This window comes from Candidatus Scalindua japonica, from assembly GCF_002443295.1.
Taxonomy (GTDB): domain Bacteria; phylum Planctomycetota; class Brocadiia; order Brocadiales; family Scalinduaceae; genus Scalindua; species Scalindua japonica.
The window spans coordinates 29,967-46,790 of record NZ_BAOS01000046.1 but is presented as its reverse complement, the minus strand read 5'-3'; the positions used below and the strand labels follow the sequence as shown (position 1 = coordinate 46,790).

The window sequence follows — 16,824 nt, the reverse complement described above, 5'->3', positions numbered from 1 at the left end:
AACCCGTGTATTGAAATCGCCGATTCAATAAGCCGTATATATAAGTAACGAAATGATCATAAACTTTTTTTCGGATTGTGTGTTTTGACAGGACAACTGGTATCTTGATCTATATCAACACTGACAGGCCGTATGTAGCCCCGGTTTGGCCGAAAGACTGGAATGATTTCCTTGAAATACTCTTTCTCTAATTTAAACGGCCTTACTCGTTTTACCTCTTTAACACGATTATAAAAAAACAGGAGAGTTACTCCTCTCAGGATAGCAGAGATTGCAAAAATCGACAATAACCTTTCACCCCATAGTTCAGGTACGTAATTAGCCAGCAATCCGCTCAGAAAAGCACCTGCACATGCAGAAAATGTATACATGGTGTTGAAATAAGATATACAGCGTACCCTCTTTTCCGGGATAGCGGAATCGTAAATAAAATTTAATGTACATAAGTTAAAACCACTCCAGGCAAGTCCTGAAGGTACTTGTATTAACAGGAGCCAGTAAAAATTTTTTGAAACAAGCCATGCGGCAGGAACAAGTGCAATCACCAAACTGCAAACCCTGATTACAAATAGATTACCAAATTTGTCTCCAATCCTTCCCCAGACAGGTTTTAATAAGAGACCAAAAAGAAGAGGGCTGACACTTATTATGGTGTATTCAACATATCCGAAATGAATTCTTTTAAGCATATATACGCTGAAATATGGTGAAGCGATAAATACTGAAAAGGACATTGCAGATACGAAAAAAACATATTTGCCAAAGTTTCCGGTTTTTGATCTTTTAAGAAATTGGAAAAATGAAAAGTGGTGTTCAGGTTTTATATGAAGAGGTGCATCGTAATGCCTCATCAAAATAAATGATGAAATTATTCTGAGAACGCATGCAAAGGTAAAAATCACAACAAAACCCCAGAACACTTTCTGCAAAGATACCTGAAGCAGATAACCGATGAATAAGACAACGATAAGCGAAGAAACTCCTATTACCATTGCCCTCCTGCCAAAATACAAACCTTTAATTCGTTTTGGAACAATATCTGACATAAGGGACGCCCAGACAGGCACAATCATGGAACCGATAATCGCGTATAAACAGTAGAATGATATTAACAGTGGGATTTGCACGTTTTTTGGCACATAATGTACTAATATTATGGGAATCACCATGAAAGCTTGAATAAGGGCACAAAGAGCGACAAAGTTCCTTCTACTCTTAAACCGTTTGAGAAAATCCGGAAGATAGAGTTGAGTAACGCTTATCAGCAACTGCGGAAAGGATGATAATATACCAATCTGAAAAAGGTTTGCATTCAGAAAGAGTGCAAGCGGTCGGATAAAATATTCAAAGATTGAAGCTGAAATACCCGAGAAACTGCCTTCAAAAATTGACATCTTCAATGTCTTACGTATTTTAACCTTTTGAATGGAATTATTCTTAGTGTTCATTGTTTCCCGTCTGTAAATGATGAAAAAAGCCCAAAGTGTTTATATTAGTGCTTAGTAAAGAAAAAATCGAATTATGGATTATAACGTTAGCATTTACAAGAAAATACTTTTATTGTCAATAATAAGTTCTGGCAAAAACATAGTTGATTTTATATGAAATTTAGTTTTTAATGTAAACCCTCTTTCTCCGTAGTATTCATCCTCCAAAGTACTTCAACCGTGCGGAGACTACGAAGGATAAATTGTTTAAATATGGAATTTCTTGTCTCCCCTGCGACTGAAAATTTCAGTATTCTTAAAATAATAAATAATAGGGTAAGGCCGCATTATGTTCTCTTTGCGGATACCGAGTTTGCAATCTTACATTGAATGTAACAGAATGTTTTAAAATATTATGAATGGTAAAATTGCATATTTCTCTATGGAAATAGCCTTGAAATCAGGGATGCCAACCTATAGCGGAGGATTGGGTGTGTTGGCAGGAGATACAATACGTTCAGCTTCCGATCTTAAAATACCTTTGGTAGCTGTATCACTACTGTATAGAAAGGGTTATTTTTATCAAAGGCTGGATTCCAGTGGATGGCAGACTGAAGAACCCGTGGAATGGGTTGTTGAAGACTTTCTTGTAGAGATGGCGGAGAGAGTCACTGTGACCATAGAGGGTCGTATGGTATATCTTCGTGCCTGGAAGTATGATATGAAAGGTATCAACGACTTTACGGTCCCTGTTTATTTCCTGGATACTGATCTTGAAGAAAATTCTCAATGGGATAGAAACTTAACGGATTTTCTTTATGGCGGAGATGACCATTATCGCATTTGCCAGGAAGTAATCCTTGGTATTGGTGGCGTGAAAATGCTCCGATCACTTGGATATCATGATATTGAACGATTTCATATGAATGAAGGGCATCCAAGCCTTCTGACATTAGAACTTCTGGATGAGGAAGCTAATAAGGCAGGGAGAACATCCATAATAACCGAAGATGTTGAAGCGGTACGGAAAAGCTGTGTCTTTACTACGCATACACCTGTCTCCGCAGGACATGATCGGTTTGCTATGGATCTGGTGACGCGTGTTCTGGGGAATCGGGAAGTTCTTGACATGAAAGATGTATTTTGCTGTGGTGGACTTTTAAATATGACGTATTTAGCGCTTAACTTAAGTCATTATGTCAATGGTGTTGCCAAAAAGCATGGCGAAGTATCACGTCATATGTTTACAAACTATATAATTGACTCCATTACAAACGGTGTTCATGCTGAGACATGGACATCTCAGCCCATACAGGACTTATTCGATTGTTATATTCCGGGATGGAGAGAGGACAATGCCAGTTTACGGTATGCTTTGAATATCCCAAAAGATGAATTATCGGTTGCTCATGCTAAAGCAAAGAGATTACTGATTCAGTATGTAAACCATCAGACAAATGCAGGAATGGATGAGGATATTTTCACCATAGGATTTGCAAGACGGGCAGCAGCTTACAAAAGAGGAGATCTCCTTTTTCAAGACCTTGAGAGGCTCAGAGAAATTTCATCTCAAGTCGGTCTTTTTCAGGTTATCTATTCAGGGAAAGCCCACCCAAAAGATGTAGGCGGCAAGGAACTTATCAAACGGATTCATCAATTGAAAAGTATGTTGAAGGGAGACATCAGGATTGCATATATTCCGAATTATAACATGGAACTTGGCAAGATGATTACTTCCGGTGTCGATCTCTGGCTCAATACTCCACAACCCCCTCTTGAAGCGTCTGGAACAAGTGGAATGAAGGCTGCATTGAATGGTGTGCCCAGCCTCAGTATTCTGGATGGCTGGTGGCTTGAAGGCTACATTAAAGATGTAACAGGGTGGTCTATTGACAGCAACGACCAAGATATGGATGGCGTCAGTGACCGGTCAAAAGATGCACTGTCTTTATACAATAAACTTTCTGAAATTATTCCACTATTCTACCGAAAGCAGAAGCACTATGTTGACATCATGAAGAATTGTATTGCAATAAACGGTTCATTTTTTAATACACAGAGAATGTTACAGCAGTACATTGTGAAAGCCTATTTCCTGTAATACCGTTATTAATCCAAGCCTTTATGAAACAGTGATCAAACAAGTTGATTACTCAGTTTTAAGGCTTAATTTCTTTTGTCACTTCATTTTTTGATCTGAGTTTTCCTTCTTTTTAAATATTTTTGCCGGAGAGGACAGAATGCCAATACCGGTGTTAACAGGAAGTCCGATAGTACCCTTGACAGCGCCTTTAACAGCACCCTTGCCTGCACGTTCACCCGCTTTTTCAATATCTGCAATGAGTTGCTCCGCTCTCAATAGTAAATCAGGAACATCCGTCACCATAAGCTTTTCCGTTCTGTCGATGAGTACTGGCATATCACGTCGCACGGATTCAATTTCATGAATCAGAGGTGTGATATTCTGATCAATGCTCTCTATCTCTGCTTTTGCCTGATCTACGGTTACAACAACATCATGGATAGAATATCTGAGATTCACTATCTCACTCGCGATATCTGAGACGAGGCTCTTTCCACTCTCCCTCTCTTTAACAAGAGGACGTATCTCCGTGATAACCGTATTGATTTCATAACCTACATAAACCAGCACAGTTACCAGACAGAAAATTGAAAATGATAAAATACATGTTCCCATCAATCTTAATTTGTCACTATTCATAGTTCAGAAATGATACTGCAAATCGCAAAAAAGGTTTTCTATCCTTTGCACAAGTTCATTTAAGTTTGCTGTTTCCACACTTTATCATGCATTTCCCATTTACACATGAATCTTTTTACTACTCTTCAGCTCCCGCTATTGTCCTCTTCAACTTCAATCAAAATGCTACAAATAATAAATGAAGGTTAAACACGTTATATTTTTATCATACTGCTTACCTTTATTTCTTTTTGACTCATATTCTCAAGTTCATACTATTTATTTTTCTCTGAATTGTTGACCTTCAGATTCTTTAACAACATTATCAGTGTTTTTTACATGAATATCACGTTGAGGGAATGCGATCTCTATACCTGCCTCTTTAAATCTTCTGTGGATATCAGAGTGGAGTTCATGAATTGTTGCCAGGCGTTTATCCAGATTTGGCAAGTAGCAACGCAAAGACATGTGCAATGAGCTGTCCTCAAATTTCTGGAACATTGCGAAAGGAGCAGGGTCCTTCAGGACCGCAGGGTGTTCACCAGCAATCTGCAAAAGCAGTTCTCGTGCGCGCTCCACGTCAGATCCATAGGCGATGCCCACATCAATAGTGAATCTATTTGTGGTGTTAGAGAGAGTCCAGTTAAGAATACGCCCGGTGATGAATTCCTTATTAGGCACTACGAATTCCTGACGATCCCAATTGGTGATTGTTGTAGCTCGAATCTGGATTTTAGTGACAGTCCCTGACACATCTGAAACGGTTATGATATCGCCCACACGTATAGGACGTTCTATAAACAACACAATACCACACACAAAGTTTGCAACTATTTCCTGCAGGCCAAATCCGATACCAACGCTGAGGGCCGCGAACAACCAACCGAATTGTGCCCAGTTCACTCCCATAATCTTAGATATCGAGACTAAACCTATAGTGACGATAATGTATTGGCTGATCGATGTAATGGCGTAGCGACTTCCCGTCTGAATCGGCAGGTTCTGGAGAATAGCGATTTCGAGAACGCCAGGAAGGTTTTTTGCAACGACAGCCGTAGTCACTCCTACAACCAGACAGAGCATTAAATGAAAGAGGGTAACCCATTGTAGCGCCGGACTACCGTCAATCACCACAGTGTGTGACCAGAGATTAATTTTATAGAGGACATTAAGTGCGGGCAATACGGTAGCCCAGATTATCCAGATTCCAATGATCACGGAAAAACCGATAAAAGACCTGAGTAGATTTCTTGTCTGTTCTTTTACTGCTGAAAGATTAACAACAGGTTCTTCAAATTGTGGCAACGCGACTTCTGTTATTTCAATTGTCCCTTCTGCGACGCTCTTTGCGGCAGCAGCGGCTTTTCGTCTTTCCAACGCCTGCTCAAGTGCAAGTTTCCTCTCCTTTATGTAGAACCATCTGATACCTATATAATAGGCAATGACTGCCCCAAATAGTATCCACAGGGTTTGCAGTAACTTAAGACCTAACTGATAAGCGACATAGTAATAGCCAAAAGCTGCCAATCCTACAAGTGATACAGGCAGTAGTACTGCGGCAGGATACCAGAGCCACGTCATGCGGGTCAACCATCCATTAGGATTTTCAGAGATTATGTTTCCAAAAATACCTTTTTTGGGTTGAATTACCCTTTGTATAAAAACGGTAAAAGCAGCCATCCCTATTATAAAACCTAATCGCCCCAGGCTGTCACGGAAGTTATTATTGCTCTGGTATTCTACCAGGGTAGTGAAGAAACTTGCTATGGAGACAATCATAAGCAGCCAGAACAGATTATTACGAAGAACTTTCAACGTGGTTTTTTTCCACTTGAAGTGAGTTTCACCAAGACCCTTTTTATAACAGACAGCTCTGAAAAATTGAAAACTCAGCATGAACCAGCTGGTGAAAAGCAGTCCAAATCCACATGCCTTGACAAATTCAACAGACTCTTCGATCTTCAACAGCTGCCAGGAGAAAAATACAAGAATGAACGGAAAAGGGATAGCTGATAATATGGTTATTAATAAGGCAAGAAGTGTATGTTTAAAATGATCTGTAGATATTTTTCCTATGTTATTGGATATCGCCTCCAGCCCTTTCTTGAGCTTGATTCTAGTAGAAAACAGCCAGAATGCTATTAATATGGCTATCCCGGATAACACCGGAGCATTAGTAAAGATGCTCAAACTGGCAATGCCCAGTTCTTTCCAATTATACGGCGAAAATAACCAGTTAAATGAACTAATCAGTTTATGCCATGTTAACTTGCTAAATGGTGGTGAACTGGGTACCCACATTAATTGCTCATCCATAAAAGAAGCATAAACCTGAACATTTTCTATGTATTGATTCAACTCTGAATGAAATTCTCCCAGTGATTTAAGCAGACTTCCATAGGCGGCATCTAATTTACTAAGAAGTTCACTTTTTTTAGTTAAAAGGACGGTAATTTCATTCTCAATATCCTTCCCGTCTGCCTCAAGAACAGGCTTTTGCACTTTTTCGCTCATAATACGTGCTGCTTCCAGAGGAATATTACTCATTGGTCTGATTTGTTCATCTAACCGGAATCTTCTCAATCTTGCCGCAATAACTTTCTTTCTTATTTCCTCATTGATTTTTCTCTTGCCGTTTAAATCCGGTAATCTTCTTCGTTGATCGAGCATGATCTGTACCAGGGCTTCATCCACGTTACCTGCGATTTCAATCTGTTTTTTCGCGTTTTCGTAATCAAGTTTGAGTTGTTTGAGATGATCGCTGAGTGATGTCCGTTGTGGAGTAATTTTACTAATATAATGAGCCACATCTGTTAATTCGGAAGTATACTCTGCATTTTCTCCCGCAAGTCCTTTTACGGCAGGGTGCTTGTCTATAGCTTTATGTTTATCAGCTTCAGCAGCTAAACTGGCTTGTTTAACTTCTTTCTCACGAAACTGGTTTACCATATCCTCAATAGCTTTTACAATGTGCTCTGTGTATGATACCTTTATATTGAAAACATCTCGTGTTACCAGCAGTAATTCTCTTTTCACATCGTGGCTCATTAGTTCTTGTTCGAGCTTGTTAATTTCATGTAAAGCTGAGCTTTGTCTGGCTTGTAGCAGTATTATACGTGCATTCGATTCTGTTGGGTTCTCTTCGTTAAGCAAACCGGCTTTGAGAGTTTCAGTATATTCGTCAAGCCTTTGTTTCGCATCAACCAATTCACTCTGTATATTGTCCGGCCGCATCTGGAGTTGCTGTATTTCCGCTTTAATACCAGTCACTTTGTTCTTTAGAGCTGTCAGGTCAGCCTGTTCTTTAGCAAGCCTTAACTCCAATTCCCTGGATGTTGTATATTCGGATATATCAGCAGGTAACGGTTTATTTTGAATATCAGATTTTTGAGCCTCCAGTAACTGTTCCCGGAGTTTTCTGGTCTCTTCCGGAGTGGCCTCGATATAACGTTTTAAAATTTCTGTTTCATTTTTGTGTTGTTGAGATAACGCCAGTTGATACAATGCCGCGCGATACTTTTCAAGCAATTTTGCGCGAAGGGCCTCATCAAGCTCCGTTTTACCTTCGATTTCGGTAATCAAAGTGCTGACTTTGTGGACATTCAGTACTTCAGCGGAGTATGATGACACAATATCAGTAGAACCAGTTGGTGGACTTACCTCCTGGGCAGACAAATTAATGTCCCCCATACTCCATACCAGGATGAAAACCATCAAAATATTTTGTCGATACATAATTTTCATAAATTTATCTTTTCCTGCAAATTAACCATTCTCCTCGTCAACATATTATTACTAAGTCATATTTGGCTTATCAATGCTCTTTACAACAAGAACAGAGCTATTATTGTAAGTAACCACTTTTCGGGCAACACTACCTAAAAGAAATCGCTTATTTCCCGTAAGACCTTTTGATCCGACAATTACAAGATTGACTTTTCTTCGCTGGGCTATATCATTAATCATTTCTGCCGGATCACCTTCAACGCATAAAGCATTTGCCAAGAATGCCATTTTATGCAACTCTTTAAGGCGTTTTTCCCCTATAGCTTCATAAGCAAATTGTGGAAGGATGACAGGAGAGTCCCAAACGTTAAGAAGAGTGGTACTAAATTCTTTTGTTAGAAAACAGGATTTTAGAAATTTTACAGCGACATTGGAATAGTGAGACCCATCTGTCGCGATAAGGACTCTCTTGAATGTACTTATTTTTTTCTTTACAACAAGAACTGAACACGGAGCGTAAGTAGTGACTTTTTGAGAAACCCCGCCTAAAAAGAAAGATTTTGCTTTACTAAGTCCTCGTGAGCCCAGAATGATCAAGTCCGCCTTTTCTCCTTTTGCCCTTTCTATAATCTTATCCGATACCTGTCCTTTCTCAATTATGGACTCTATGTGATTCCATCGGGATCTTAGTTGTTCTGCAATTCGTGTGGTCAGTGTCTCCGCAGACAAAATATCTTTATCTATCTTTTCCTGTATCGTGTCTTTGTATAGTTTGTGATAGACTGAATCTAAAAAAGGAGTCATATGCTTTTTCTCAGGCACTATTTGCAACACGCTGATCTGAGGCATTTCTGCCAATGGAATCTTCAGAAGGAAATCTACTGCCCATTCTGAATTCTTAGAACCGTCTACAGCTAATATAATTTTCATGAGTAATGCAATATCCAGAAATTCAATGTGTTATCCTTACCCGCCTTCAGTCGAACAAGGCCACTTATTTTCTCAGAATCTATTAATTTTAACAACTTACCATCATTTGTATTTCCGAAACAAATTCCTTATGTACATGGATATACAGCGTAATAAACGTTACTCTTGTTACAAGAACCTCACATGAAAAATGAAGCGACGCAATACGTTAACAGCGATATCAAAATCACTCAATTTGTAATTAATTTGCGACGTTAATAATATTTCATTTTATTTTGTTATAATACTATAATTTGTTAAAACATGTTAATGTATTTTAACTACAAACGACAAATGGATGATACAATGATGATTGGTTATTGATCTTAGTATAAAAGCAGGCGAAGCTCCTCTGTACTTTTTTTGAATATTTATATATCGTGTTTGATTACGGCAAAACATCGTTTTACTTTTTATAAATTTTCGATAGAGATATTTTTATGATTACCCGAACATATATGTGCCTGGAACCAAACTAAAGAAAACCCATAACGAAATGTAGATTTATCCAGACGTTATACCAGTAGGAGAAAACAATTAAATCTGTTAATCGGTACGGTCGGCACCTGCTTCTCTGTTTCATTTTCCCTCTGCAATCATCACCACCTGATATTCATCTGAATAAATCCTTTGTTTTCTCTATCCTCGGTCGCCTCATTTTCCATTTCGTACTGTAACTTGAGTATGAAATGGTGTGATGGAGATAAATTTACTCCCACAGCTACCCTGTCCATATCACCTTCATTTGTCACAAGATCGTCAGGATCAACAGAATCGAATCTTCCCACAACCTCAATATGCTCAATGTAATTTATATCAGGCAAGAATTTATATGAAGTCTGAATGTAGTAACCCTCACGATCAAAACTTCCTCCTGCATCAGTTGGCCGTTCAACGTTACTCCTTATGTATTCACCCCGTATCTCAAAACCACCTCTGCGAAACAACGCGTCCACTCCCACAAAATCCATTCTGTATCTTTCATCGTCATCGTACTTACCTGTAGAATAAGATCCTCCTATTTCGAAGTCCGGTAATATTTCAACACCCAGACGCCCTCCCAGTGAGATATCATCATTATTATCATCCAGATGCTGCTCCCCTTTTCCCTCAAAACTGGAGAGCCCGTTAGTTGCCGCAAACTCATATTGTAATCTTGTTTTGTAGAGGAAAGGAAGATTTCCGTATAGTTCCAATCCCTCATCAGAATATGTCCCCGGAATTATCTTAATAGATGGATTCGGCCTGTCTATAAGTTTGTTATTAACTGCATTTTCTACCAGTCTCTCAATACCAAATGGATAATAAAACTTCCCTACTCTTAAAACGCATTTGTTATTGAATACCTTCCAATCCAGCGCGCATCTCTCAATCTCATAAACCTCAAAACCCTCTTCTATCTCAAGCTCAGTAACAAATGACAAGCCTTTAAATATCTGTACTCCTGCCCAGAGGGTAATTTCTGTCTGGTGAAAGACCTTTGATGAGCCTTTTTCCGATTCATCGAGACCTTCTGAAAATGGCACCCCAAGACTTAAGTTGCCGTGAAACTCCGGACTGAGTAATTTCGGCTCCGGAAACTTTATCTCATCTACATCAAAAAAAAACTGATTGTCTGTTATATCCTGTCCAACAACATCACATTGGGACAAGTTCAGTGTACTAATTATAATGAGAACTGTAATAGTTGTATTTTGAAACAGTTTACGTAAGTTTATCAATATGTTATCTCTTCACCACTCTGAAAATATGGAAAAACAATAAGAAGTTTTTGTTCGATTTCCTTTGTGGCAATTTCAAAATCATTCAGTTTCGGGCTGACAGCCCCTGCTCCAAGAAAACCGATGCTCCCCAGAGCATTTCCGGCTTCTGCAAACTTATTGAAGATATCATCATGAAATTTCGTACCATTCAGCCTATCATATCTTCTGACATTCCCCGAAAGCAAAAGGGTATAATATTCATCGGCAAGCCGGAGCCTGACCTTTGCCTTCATAAATATGCGAAGACCTTCACTGATATTCCAATAAAATTTCTCTTTCATCGCGAGGAATACAAGGTTAGCCATTACCTTGATTACTTCCTGAAAATTATGCTGGCACAGGCCCGCATTAAGCGCCGGTCTGAGGTTTACATCAAAAATATTTTTAACATCATCAATTCTGTCACTAATCGTGTCAATGTCTAGCGCAACTCTCTCCCAATCACCCTTTCTGCCATTGAAAATCACTGATTTGAAAACCGTGATAATAGGATCTTCACTCTTCTTATAACCGTATCCGGCAGAATATCTCTGGCAAAAGAGAATATTCAGGGCACAAAGAGTAATTATCATGGAATATTTATGTTTTATGGAAATGTTCATAATGCTAAATTTAAACAGGAACAATTAACAGATTCAATCATAAATATCAGAATAAACGGAAGTTAAATATGGTACGGAGACAATTAATTCGACAACAAATTCGTACTTGACATAAAATCCGCTATTTGTTAGATTAACGAAAACTGTTTAAACATAACTCCATTAACTTTTTACAGAAAAATGCGTTTGAAAGGAGAAGGAAACGATGGCTACAGGAAAGGTTAAAATTTTTGCAACAACAACTGCTTTTTTTGCAGTTTTTGCTATTATATTTTTCACACTTGCAATTACCTCTATTGGTAAATACACAGCTCAATTAAAAAGAGTACATCATATGGAGCAGCAGATATTAGCAGGTAAAACAGAAATATTGAAAGTACCTGATATGATTATGAAGCTGAGTAAGGTTGACAAACAGAATAAGGAGCTGGAAATGCAAGTGGCTGAACTAACAGAAGCAAGTGAAGAACTTGATGGAGAACTTGCTGAACTGCAGAATGAATTAACGGTTGTAACAGTTGCAAAGCTTGTCTTGGAAACAGACAAAGCCGGTTATACAAAGAACCTGATAGAAGCAAGGCAGGCCGTTCAAGAGTTGAGAGAACAGATGAGCACCAATGATGGAGGCACAAGAATAGACGCATTAGATGAAATTGAAGAGACATTGATCGAATCTTCACATTGAAACAATTCCCGAAAACAACTGACGAATTTGTAAAAGGAATGGAGAAATCTCTTTAACAAATTAAATATAGAGCAGTAGCCAGTGTTTTTTATGTTAAGAGAAGGATTTCACAGTTAAAGTACTTTCAATTTCCAGTAAAATACGCTAAACGCTACTTTCAGCAATTTTACTTTTAAATACACAATAAGCCTTATCTCACCTGTTGAGATAAGGCTTATTTTTTAGTATGTCAACATACAAATAGTGCAAAATTATTGTACCCCCCTTTCTATACATTTCATATCTGATACATCAATACATTGACACGAAGCCACATTTTGCTATAATAATCCTTCTGAATCTCACAAACTTTCGCGCATATTCACGTTAATAATTAAATTAAATGACTATCAATAAATCTCGGAGAGAGTTCCTTGAAGAGGCAACCGCTATAGGGACCGGGCTTTGCGCTTCGTCTCTCTTATTAGGTAATAGTAATTTTTTTAAAACTCTATATGCAGAAGAAAATACTCTATTAAGGTCGAGAGTTATACTTGCAAAAGACAGGAAATTCATAAATGCTAATGGAAGAGCAGACACGAATGTTATTAGTATGGCTATTGACAGTGCATTATTAAAAATAACAGGTTCAGAAAATCCGATGGTAGCGTGGAGCAGGCTCTTCAACAAAAATGATATAGTCGGGATTAAACTTAATTGTCTGGCCGGCAAGAGGTTTTCACCTCATACGGAAATAGTTGAGGCTATTATAAACGGTATAAAGTCGGCTGGTGTAAGAGAGAGTAATATAGTAATATTTGAAAGATTCAATAGAGAATTGGAAGATGCCGGATTTAATATTCGTAGAAGTAACAATGGCTTCAAGTGTTTTGGAACAGACGATCTCCCCTCAGGAGGGTACACCTCAAAACCACTGATCATCGGCAGCATTGGCAGTTGTTTCAGTAAGATAGCATCATCATTCTGCACTGCTATAGTAAATGTACCGATCCTGAAAGACCACGATCTTGCCGGTGTATCGATAGGGATGAAGAACTTCTTTGGGATTATACATAATCCCAACAAATACCATGATAGTAATTGTGACCCTTATGTTGCGGATCTCAACAGCCACCCTTTTATAAAGGACAAACTTCGATTAATTGTTTGTGATGCACTGAAGGCGCAATACCATGGAGGTCCGGCTTTCAAACCGCAATGGTCATGGGATTTTCAGGGTATGTTGATTGGAACAGATCCTGTAGCCCTGGACCGCGTTGGAGCACAGATTATTGAGAAAAAGAGAAAAGAGGTAAATATGCCATCTCTTAAAGAGGCTGGCAGAGAACCAAAGTATATTGAAACAGCCGCAAATTTAGGCATTGGAGTTGACGACCCTTCGTTGATAGATGTCATAGCAATATAGAAAGCCAGTGATGTACAAAAACTTATTAGTTACCGGTGGAAGCGGTTTTATCGGAGCAAATTTTATCCGTTATCTTCTTGAGGAATCTGATTTTTCAGGAAGGATAATTAATGTAGATAATCTGACTTACGCCGGAAATCCTGATAACTTGACCGGGACAGATGAAAACTTTCCTGAAAAATATAAATTTATCAAGGCTGATATATGTGATAAGGAAGAGGTCACAAAAATATTTACAGAGTATCAAATTGATAGTGTTTGCCATTTTGCAGCAGAATCGCATGTCGACAGATCTATTGTCAAGCCTGATACATTTATTCAAACCAACATAGTTGGGACCTTTAATTTGTTAGATGTCGCCAGAAGCCATATTGACAGCATCAAGCTTTTTCACCATGTCAGTACAGATGAGGTATTTGGCAGTCTGGGTGCAGAAGGCTTCTTTACAGAAGAAACATCCTATAAACCAAATAGTCCTTACGCCTCATCCAAGGCATCGTCTGACCATCTTGCAAGGGCATACTATAAGACCTATAACCTGCCCATCACAATATCAAATTGTTCCAATAACTATGGCCCATATCAGTTTCCTGAAAAGATGATCCCACTGATGATCCTTAATGCTATTGAAGGAGAATCACTACCTGTTTATGGAGATGGTTTGCATGTCAGAGACTGGTTATACGTAAGAGATCACTGCACGGCAGTCTGGATGATTATGAAAAAAGGAATTCACGGTGAGACATATAATGTCGGTGGTAATAATGAACTGGAAAATTTGAAACTTGTAAAAATGATTTGCGAAATACTGGATGATAACAAAAAATTACCGGATAATCGCCCACGAAGAGAGTTGATCAAGTTTGTAAAGGACAGGCCCGGTCATGACAGAAGATATGCGATTGATTTCAGCAAATTAAAGAATACACTGGGTTGGTCTCCGGAAGAATCCTTTGAATCAGGTATCAAAAAAACGATCCAATGGTATCTCCAGAATACAAATTGGACAGACAGAATAAAGAGTGGTGAATACTTAACGTGGGTCAAAGAACACTATGGTACTTAGTTTTTAAAGATTAGAAAATATCATTGCTGAGAAGGCAATATTATAACAGATCAGGAGCTTTTAACAGTTGTCTATTAAATATACTATCATGGACCTGCCAGGCGTTTTACTGCTTGAGCCTAAAGTTTTTAATGATTCCCGCGGTTTTTTCATGGAAACCTTCCATCAGAAGAAATATGCTGACGCGGGCATAGACCATGTCTTTGTTCAGGACAATTACTCACACTCAACACGCGGGACACTGAGAGGACTGCACTATCAGTTAAACCACCCACAAGGCAAATTGGTTTATGTTATTACGGGGGAAATATATGATGTTGCTGTTGACATACGTCGCGGATCTCCCGGATTTGGTAAATGGGTAGGAGCATATCTTTCCGAAAAAAACAGACGACAGGTTTTTGTTCCTGAAGGTTTTGCTCATGGCTTCTGCGTCGTCAGTGAAACTGCAGATGTGTTATATAAAACTACTGACCTGTATAACCCGGATGATGAATATGGTGTGGTATGGTCAGACCCCTCAATTGGAATAGACTGGCCTGTAGAAGTTCCGACGGTATCAGATAAAGACAAGCAATATCCAGGATTGAAAGAGGCGCCGGAAATACATCTTCCAATTTACCAGTAAAGCATACACATCTTCTTCATGAGGCGCTGTTAACTACTTGATGACATGGGAACAAAGATACCCTGAGAATGTTACAGAGGCAGTACAATATTGAAAGGAAACTCCTTTCGTATTAATCTTCAGCAGGTTTTTCTATTTTGTATTTTTTTATACGATATCTCAATTTGTCACGACTAAGCCCTAATAAACGTGCAGCCATACTCTGGTTCCACGAACATTCAAGCATTGTTTTGTAAATCGCATCCTTTTCCATTTCATAAATTGATTTGGTTTTTTCAGGAGCTTCAATCTTTCTATCAAAAACAGCTTTTTTTCTATATTGAATTTCATCCGGCAAATCACTAATATGAATAACATCACCTTCCGCTAAAACGACAGCCCTTTCAACAATATTTTCTAACTCTCTTATATTACCCGGATAATCATAACTAACCAAAGCACTCATACAATTCTTATCAAACGTACGTGCTGACTTACTTAACTCTTTACAGTATCTTTCCAGAAAGAATTGCGCGAAGGCTGGTATATCTTCCCTTCGTTCTCTTAGTGGTGGCAGTTGGAAAACGATAACTTTCAGGCGGTAATAGAGATCTCTCCTGAACAGATTCTGCTCTACCGCTTTTTCTAAATCGCTGTTTGTCGCAGCTATTATGCGAATATCTGTTGTCAGGGTTTTAGTACTACCCACACGTTCGAAAACTTTTTCCTGCAAAATTCTTAAAAGTTTAGTCTGTATCGATTTGTCAATTTCTCCAATTTCATCTAAGAATACCGTTCCACTGTCTGCAATCTCAAACCTCCCCACCTTTAGTTTGTCCGCGCCGGTAAACGCCCCTTTTTCATGTCCAAATAGTTCACTCTCTAACAGTGTCGGTGATAAGACTGAGCAATTAACGGTAACAAACGGATTATCTTTTCGACTGCTTTGCCTGTGAATAGCGCGTGCGATGACACCTTTACCGGTGCCTGATTCACCAAGAATTAAAACATTACTTTTTGTATCTTTCAGTTTATTAATAGACTGTAGAATTTTCTTCATTTTACTATTCTTACCAGTTACCATATCTGTTGTAAATAACTGTGACTTGAGAGCAAAATTTGTTCTCTGCAGGTTATCATAGCTCTTAGCATTCGAAACAGACACAGCAGCAAAATTACTCATTATTGTCGCAACAGCAATATCTTCATTGTTAAACGATGTACTATCACACTTATTTAACAATTGAACACAACCGATTGTTTTACCTTTTACACACAATGGAACACACAAAACACTTTCAGTATTAAAGCCTGAAAGTTTATCAATGTCCGCAAAATGGTGTGGATTCTTCTTGGCATCAAAAACTACAACAATTTGCCCTGTATTTATGCAGAATCCGGCAATACCCTTGTCCGTAGGAAATCTGACATTTGAAATCGCATTGGAAGCAGGACCAGTCGCATAACGAATAACCAGATCATCGCTGGAATCACATTTCAGTATAATGGATGCCGCAACGGAATTAGTCAGCCTTGTAGCGTGAACAATAACCTGTTTCAATACATGGTTCAAATCCAGTTTAGAATTAATAATCGCGCTGGCCTCAAGAATATCATGTAAATGAGTTTCCTTCAGATTTTTGTTTCTAACAATATCTTCAACCCTTAAGCTAGTTGTACCATCCATTTTATGTAAAATTTCTCCAAATTATTGTTAAATTAAGATAGCATGCTACAAATTTAGTACCCGAAAGTCAACTATTATTGGGAAAAACTGGGGAATATTACCCATAACTGTCATCCGGAAGATTACAGCAAACGGTGAATTAACCAGCTTTACACGCCATAAGTGCACCAAATACTAATGAAGTTG

General features: G+C 38.5%; 12 protein-coding genes. 5 read left to right on the top strand and 7 right to left on the bottom strand.

Annotated elements, in window-relative coordinates:
• Window positions 1-56 precede the first annotated feature (56 nt).
• Window positions 57-1,448 carry an MFS transporter gene (locus SCALIN_RS21175; protein ID WP_096896426.1) on the bottom strand — a complete coding sequence of 464 codons (1,392 nt, stop codon included), beginning with the start codon at window positions 1,446-1,448 and terminating at the stop codon, window positions 57-59.
• A gap of 394 nt (window positions 1,449-1,842) precedes the next feature.
• Here SCALIN_RS21175 and glgP point away from each other — a divergent pair, with 394 nt between their 5' ends.
• On the top strand, window positions 1,843-3,528 hold the full coding sequence (gene glgP, locus SCALIN_RS21170) for an alpha-glucan family phosphorylase (protein WP_096896425.1): 1,686 nt from the start codon (window positions 1,843-1,845) through the stop codon (window positions 3,526-3,528).
• 78 nt (window positions 3,529-3,606) lie between these two features.
• Here the strand turns inward: glgP and SCALIN_RS21165 are convergent, their stop codons facing one another.
• The 5 genes from SCALIN_RS21165 to SCALIN_RS21145 all read right to left on the bottom strand — a co-directional run bounded on the left by SCALIN_RS21165 (window position 3,607) and on the right by SCALIN_RS21145 (window position 11,158).
• Window positions 3,607-4,149, bottom strand: a complete 543-nt coding sequence (locus tag SCALIN_RS21165) for a hypothetical protein (RefSeq protein ID WP_096896424.1) — start codon at window positions 4,147-4,149, stop codon at window positions 3,607-3,609.
• Window positions 4,150-4,407: 258 nt separating this feature from the next.
• The gene (locus SCALIN_RS21160; protein WP_096896423.1) at window positions 4,408-7,872 is read right to left on the bottom strand and encodes a mechanosensitive ion channel domain-containing protein; all 3,465 of its coding nucleotides are present in this window, start codon (window positions 7,870-7,872) and stop codon (window positions 4,408-4,410) included.
• Between the two features lie 51 nt (window positions 7,873-7,923).
• Complete coding sequence (locus SCALIN_RS21155; protein WP_096896422.1) at window positions 7,924-8,784, bottom strand: universal stress protein; 861 nt, start codon at window positions 8,782-8,784, stop codon at window positions 7,924-7,926.
• 638 nt (window positions 8,785-9,422) lie between these two features.
• A complete protein-coding gene (locus tag SCALIN_RS21150) occupies window positions 9,423-10,544 on the bottom strand; it encodes a porin (RefSeq protein ID WP_162532459.1) in 1,122 nt (373 codons plus the stop codon).
• The gene (locus tag SCALIN_RS21145; protein ID WP_096896420.1) at window positions 10,541-11,158 is read right to left on the bottom strand and encodes a hypothetical protein; all 618 of its coding nucleotides are present in this window, start codon (window positions 11,156-11,158) and stop codon (window positions 10,541-10,543) included. The genes SCALIN_RS21150 and SCALIN_RS21145 overlap by 4 nt, the downstream gene beginning before the upstream one ends.
• 235 nt (window positions 11,159-11,393) lie before the next feature.
• Here SCALIN_RS21145 and SCALIN_RS21140 point away from each other — a divergent pair, with 235 nt between their 5' ends.
• From SCALIN_RS21140 to rfbC, 4 genes are all read left to right on the top strand, one after another.
• Entirely contained in the window at window positions 11,394-11,873 is a 480-nt protein-coding gene (locus SCALIN_RS21140; protein ID WP_096896419.1) for a hypothetical protein, read from the top strand.
• A gap of 382 nt (window positions 11,874-12,255) precedes the next feature.
• The gene (locus SCALIN_RS21135) at window positions 12,256-13,278 is read left to right on the top strand and encodes a DUF362 domain-containing protein (RefSeq protein ID WP_096896418.1); all 1,023 of its coding nucleotides are present in this window, start codon (window positions 12,256-12,258) and stop codon (window positions 13,276-13,278) included.
• A 10-nt stretch (window positions 13,279-13,288) separates the two neighbouring features.
• Window positions 13,289-14,344 carry a dTDP-glucose 4,6-dehydratase gene (gene rfbB / locus SCALIN_RS21130; protein WP_096896417.1) on the top strand — a complete coding sequence of 352 codons (1,056 nt, stop codon included), beginning with the start codon at window positions 13,289-13,291 and terminating at the stop codon, window positions 14,342-14,344.
• 73 nt (window positions 14,345-14,417) lie between these two features.
• A complete protein-coding gene (gene rfbC, locus SCALIN_RS21125; RefSeq protein WP_420885452.1) occupies window positions 14,418-14,972 on the top strand; it encodes a dTDP-4-dehydrorhamnose 3,5-epimerase in 555 nt (184 codons plus the stop codon).
• Between the two features lie 112 nt (window positions 14,973-15,084).
• On the opposite strand, the gene SCALIN_RS21120 is transcribed toward rfbC, so the two are convergent.
• Complete coding sequence (locus SCALIN_RS21120) at window positions 15,085-16,638, bottom strand: sigma-54-dependent Fis family transcriptional regulator (protein ID WP_096896415.1); 1,554 nt, start codon at window positions 16,636-16,638, stop codon at window positions 15,085-15,087.
• Window positions 16,639-16,824 lie beyond the last annotated feature (186 nt).

What these genes read in the sequence shown, in the direction of transcription:
- SCALIN_RS21165 (WP_096896424.1), bottom strand. Translation starts at nt 4,149, where the DNA reads ATGAATAGTGACAAATTAAGATTGATGGGAACATGTATTTTATCATTT.
- SCALIN_RS21175 (WP_096896426.1), bottom strand. Translation starts at nt 1,448, where the DNA reads ATGAACACTAAGAATAATTCCATTCAAAAGGTTAAAATACGTAAGACA.
- SCALIN_RS21145 (WP_096896420.1), bottom strand. Translation starts at nt 11,158, where the DNA reads ATGATAATTACTCTTTGTGCCCTGAATATTCTCTTTTGCCAGAGATAT.
- rfbB (WP_096896417.1), top strand. Translation starts at nt 13,289, where the DNA reads ATGTACAAAAACTTATTAGTTACCGGTGGAAGCGGTTTTATCGGAGCA.
- glgP (WP_096896425.1), top strand. Translation starts at nt 1,843, where the DNA reads ATGAATGGTAAAATTGCATATTTCTCTATGGAAATAGCCTTGAAATCA.
- SCALIN_RS21160 (WP_096896423.1), bottom strand. Translation starts at nt 7,872, where the DNA reads ATGAAAATTATGTATCGACAAAATATTTTGATGGTTTTCATCCTGGTA.
- SCALIN_RS21120 (WP_096896415.1), bottom strand. Translation starts at nt 16,638, where the DNA reads ATGGATGGTACAACTAGCTTAAGGGTTGAAGATATTGTTAGAAACAAA.
- SCALIN_RS21135 (WP_096896418.1), top strand. Translation starts at nt 12,256, where the DNA reads ATGACTATCAATAAATCTCGGAGAGAGTTCCTTGAAGAGGCAACCGCT.
- SCALIN_RS21140 (WP_096896419.1), top strand. Translation starts at nt 11,394, where the DNA reads ATGGCTACAGGAAAGGTTAAAATTTTTGCAACAACAACTGCTTTTTTT.
- SCALIN_RS21155 (WP_096896422.1), bottom strand. Translation starts at nt 8,784, where the DNA reads ATGAAAATTATATTAGCTGTAGACGGTTCTAAGAATTCAGAATGGGCA.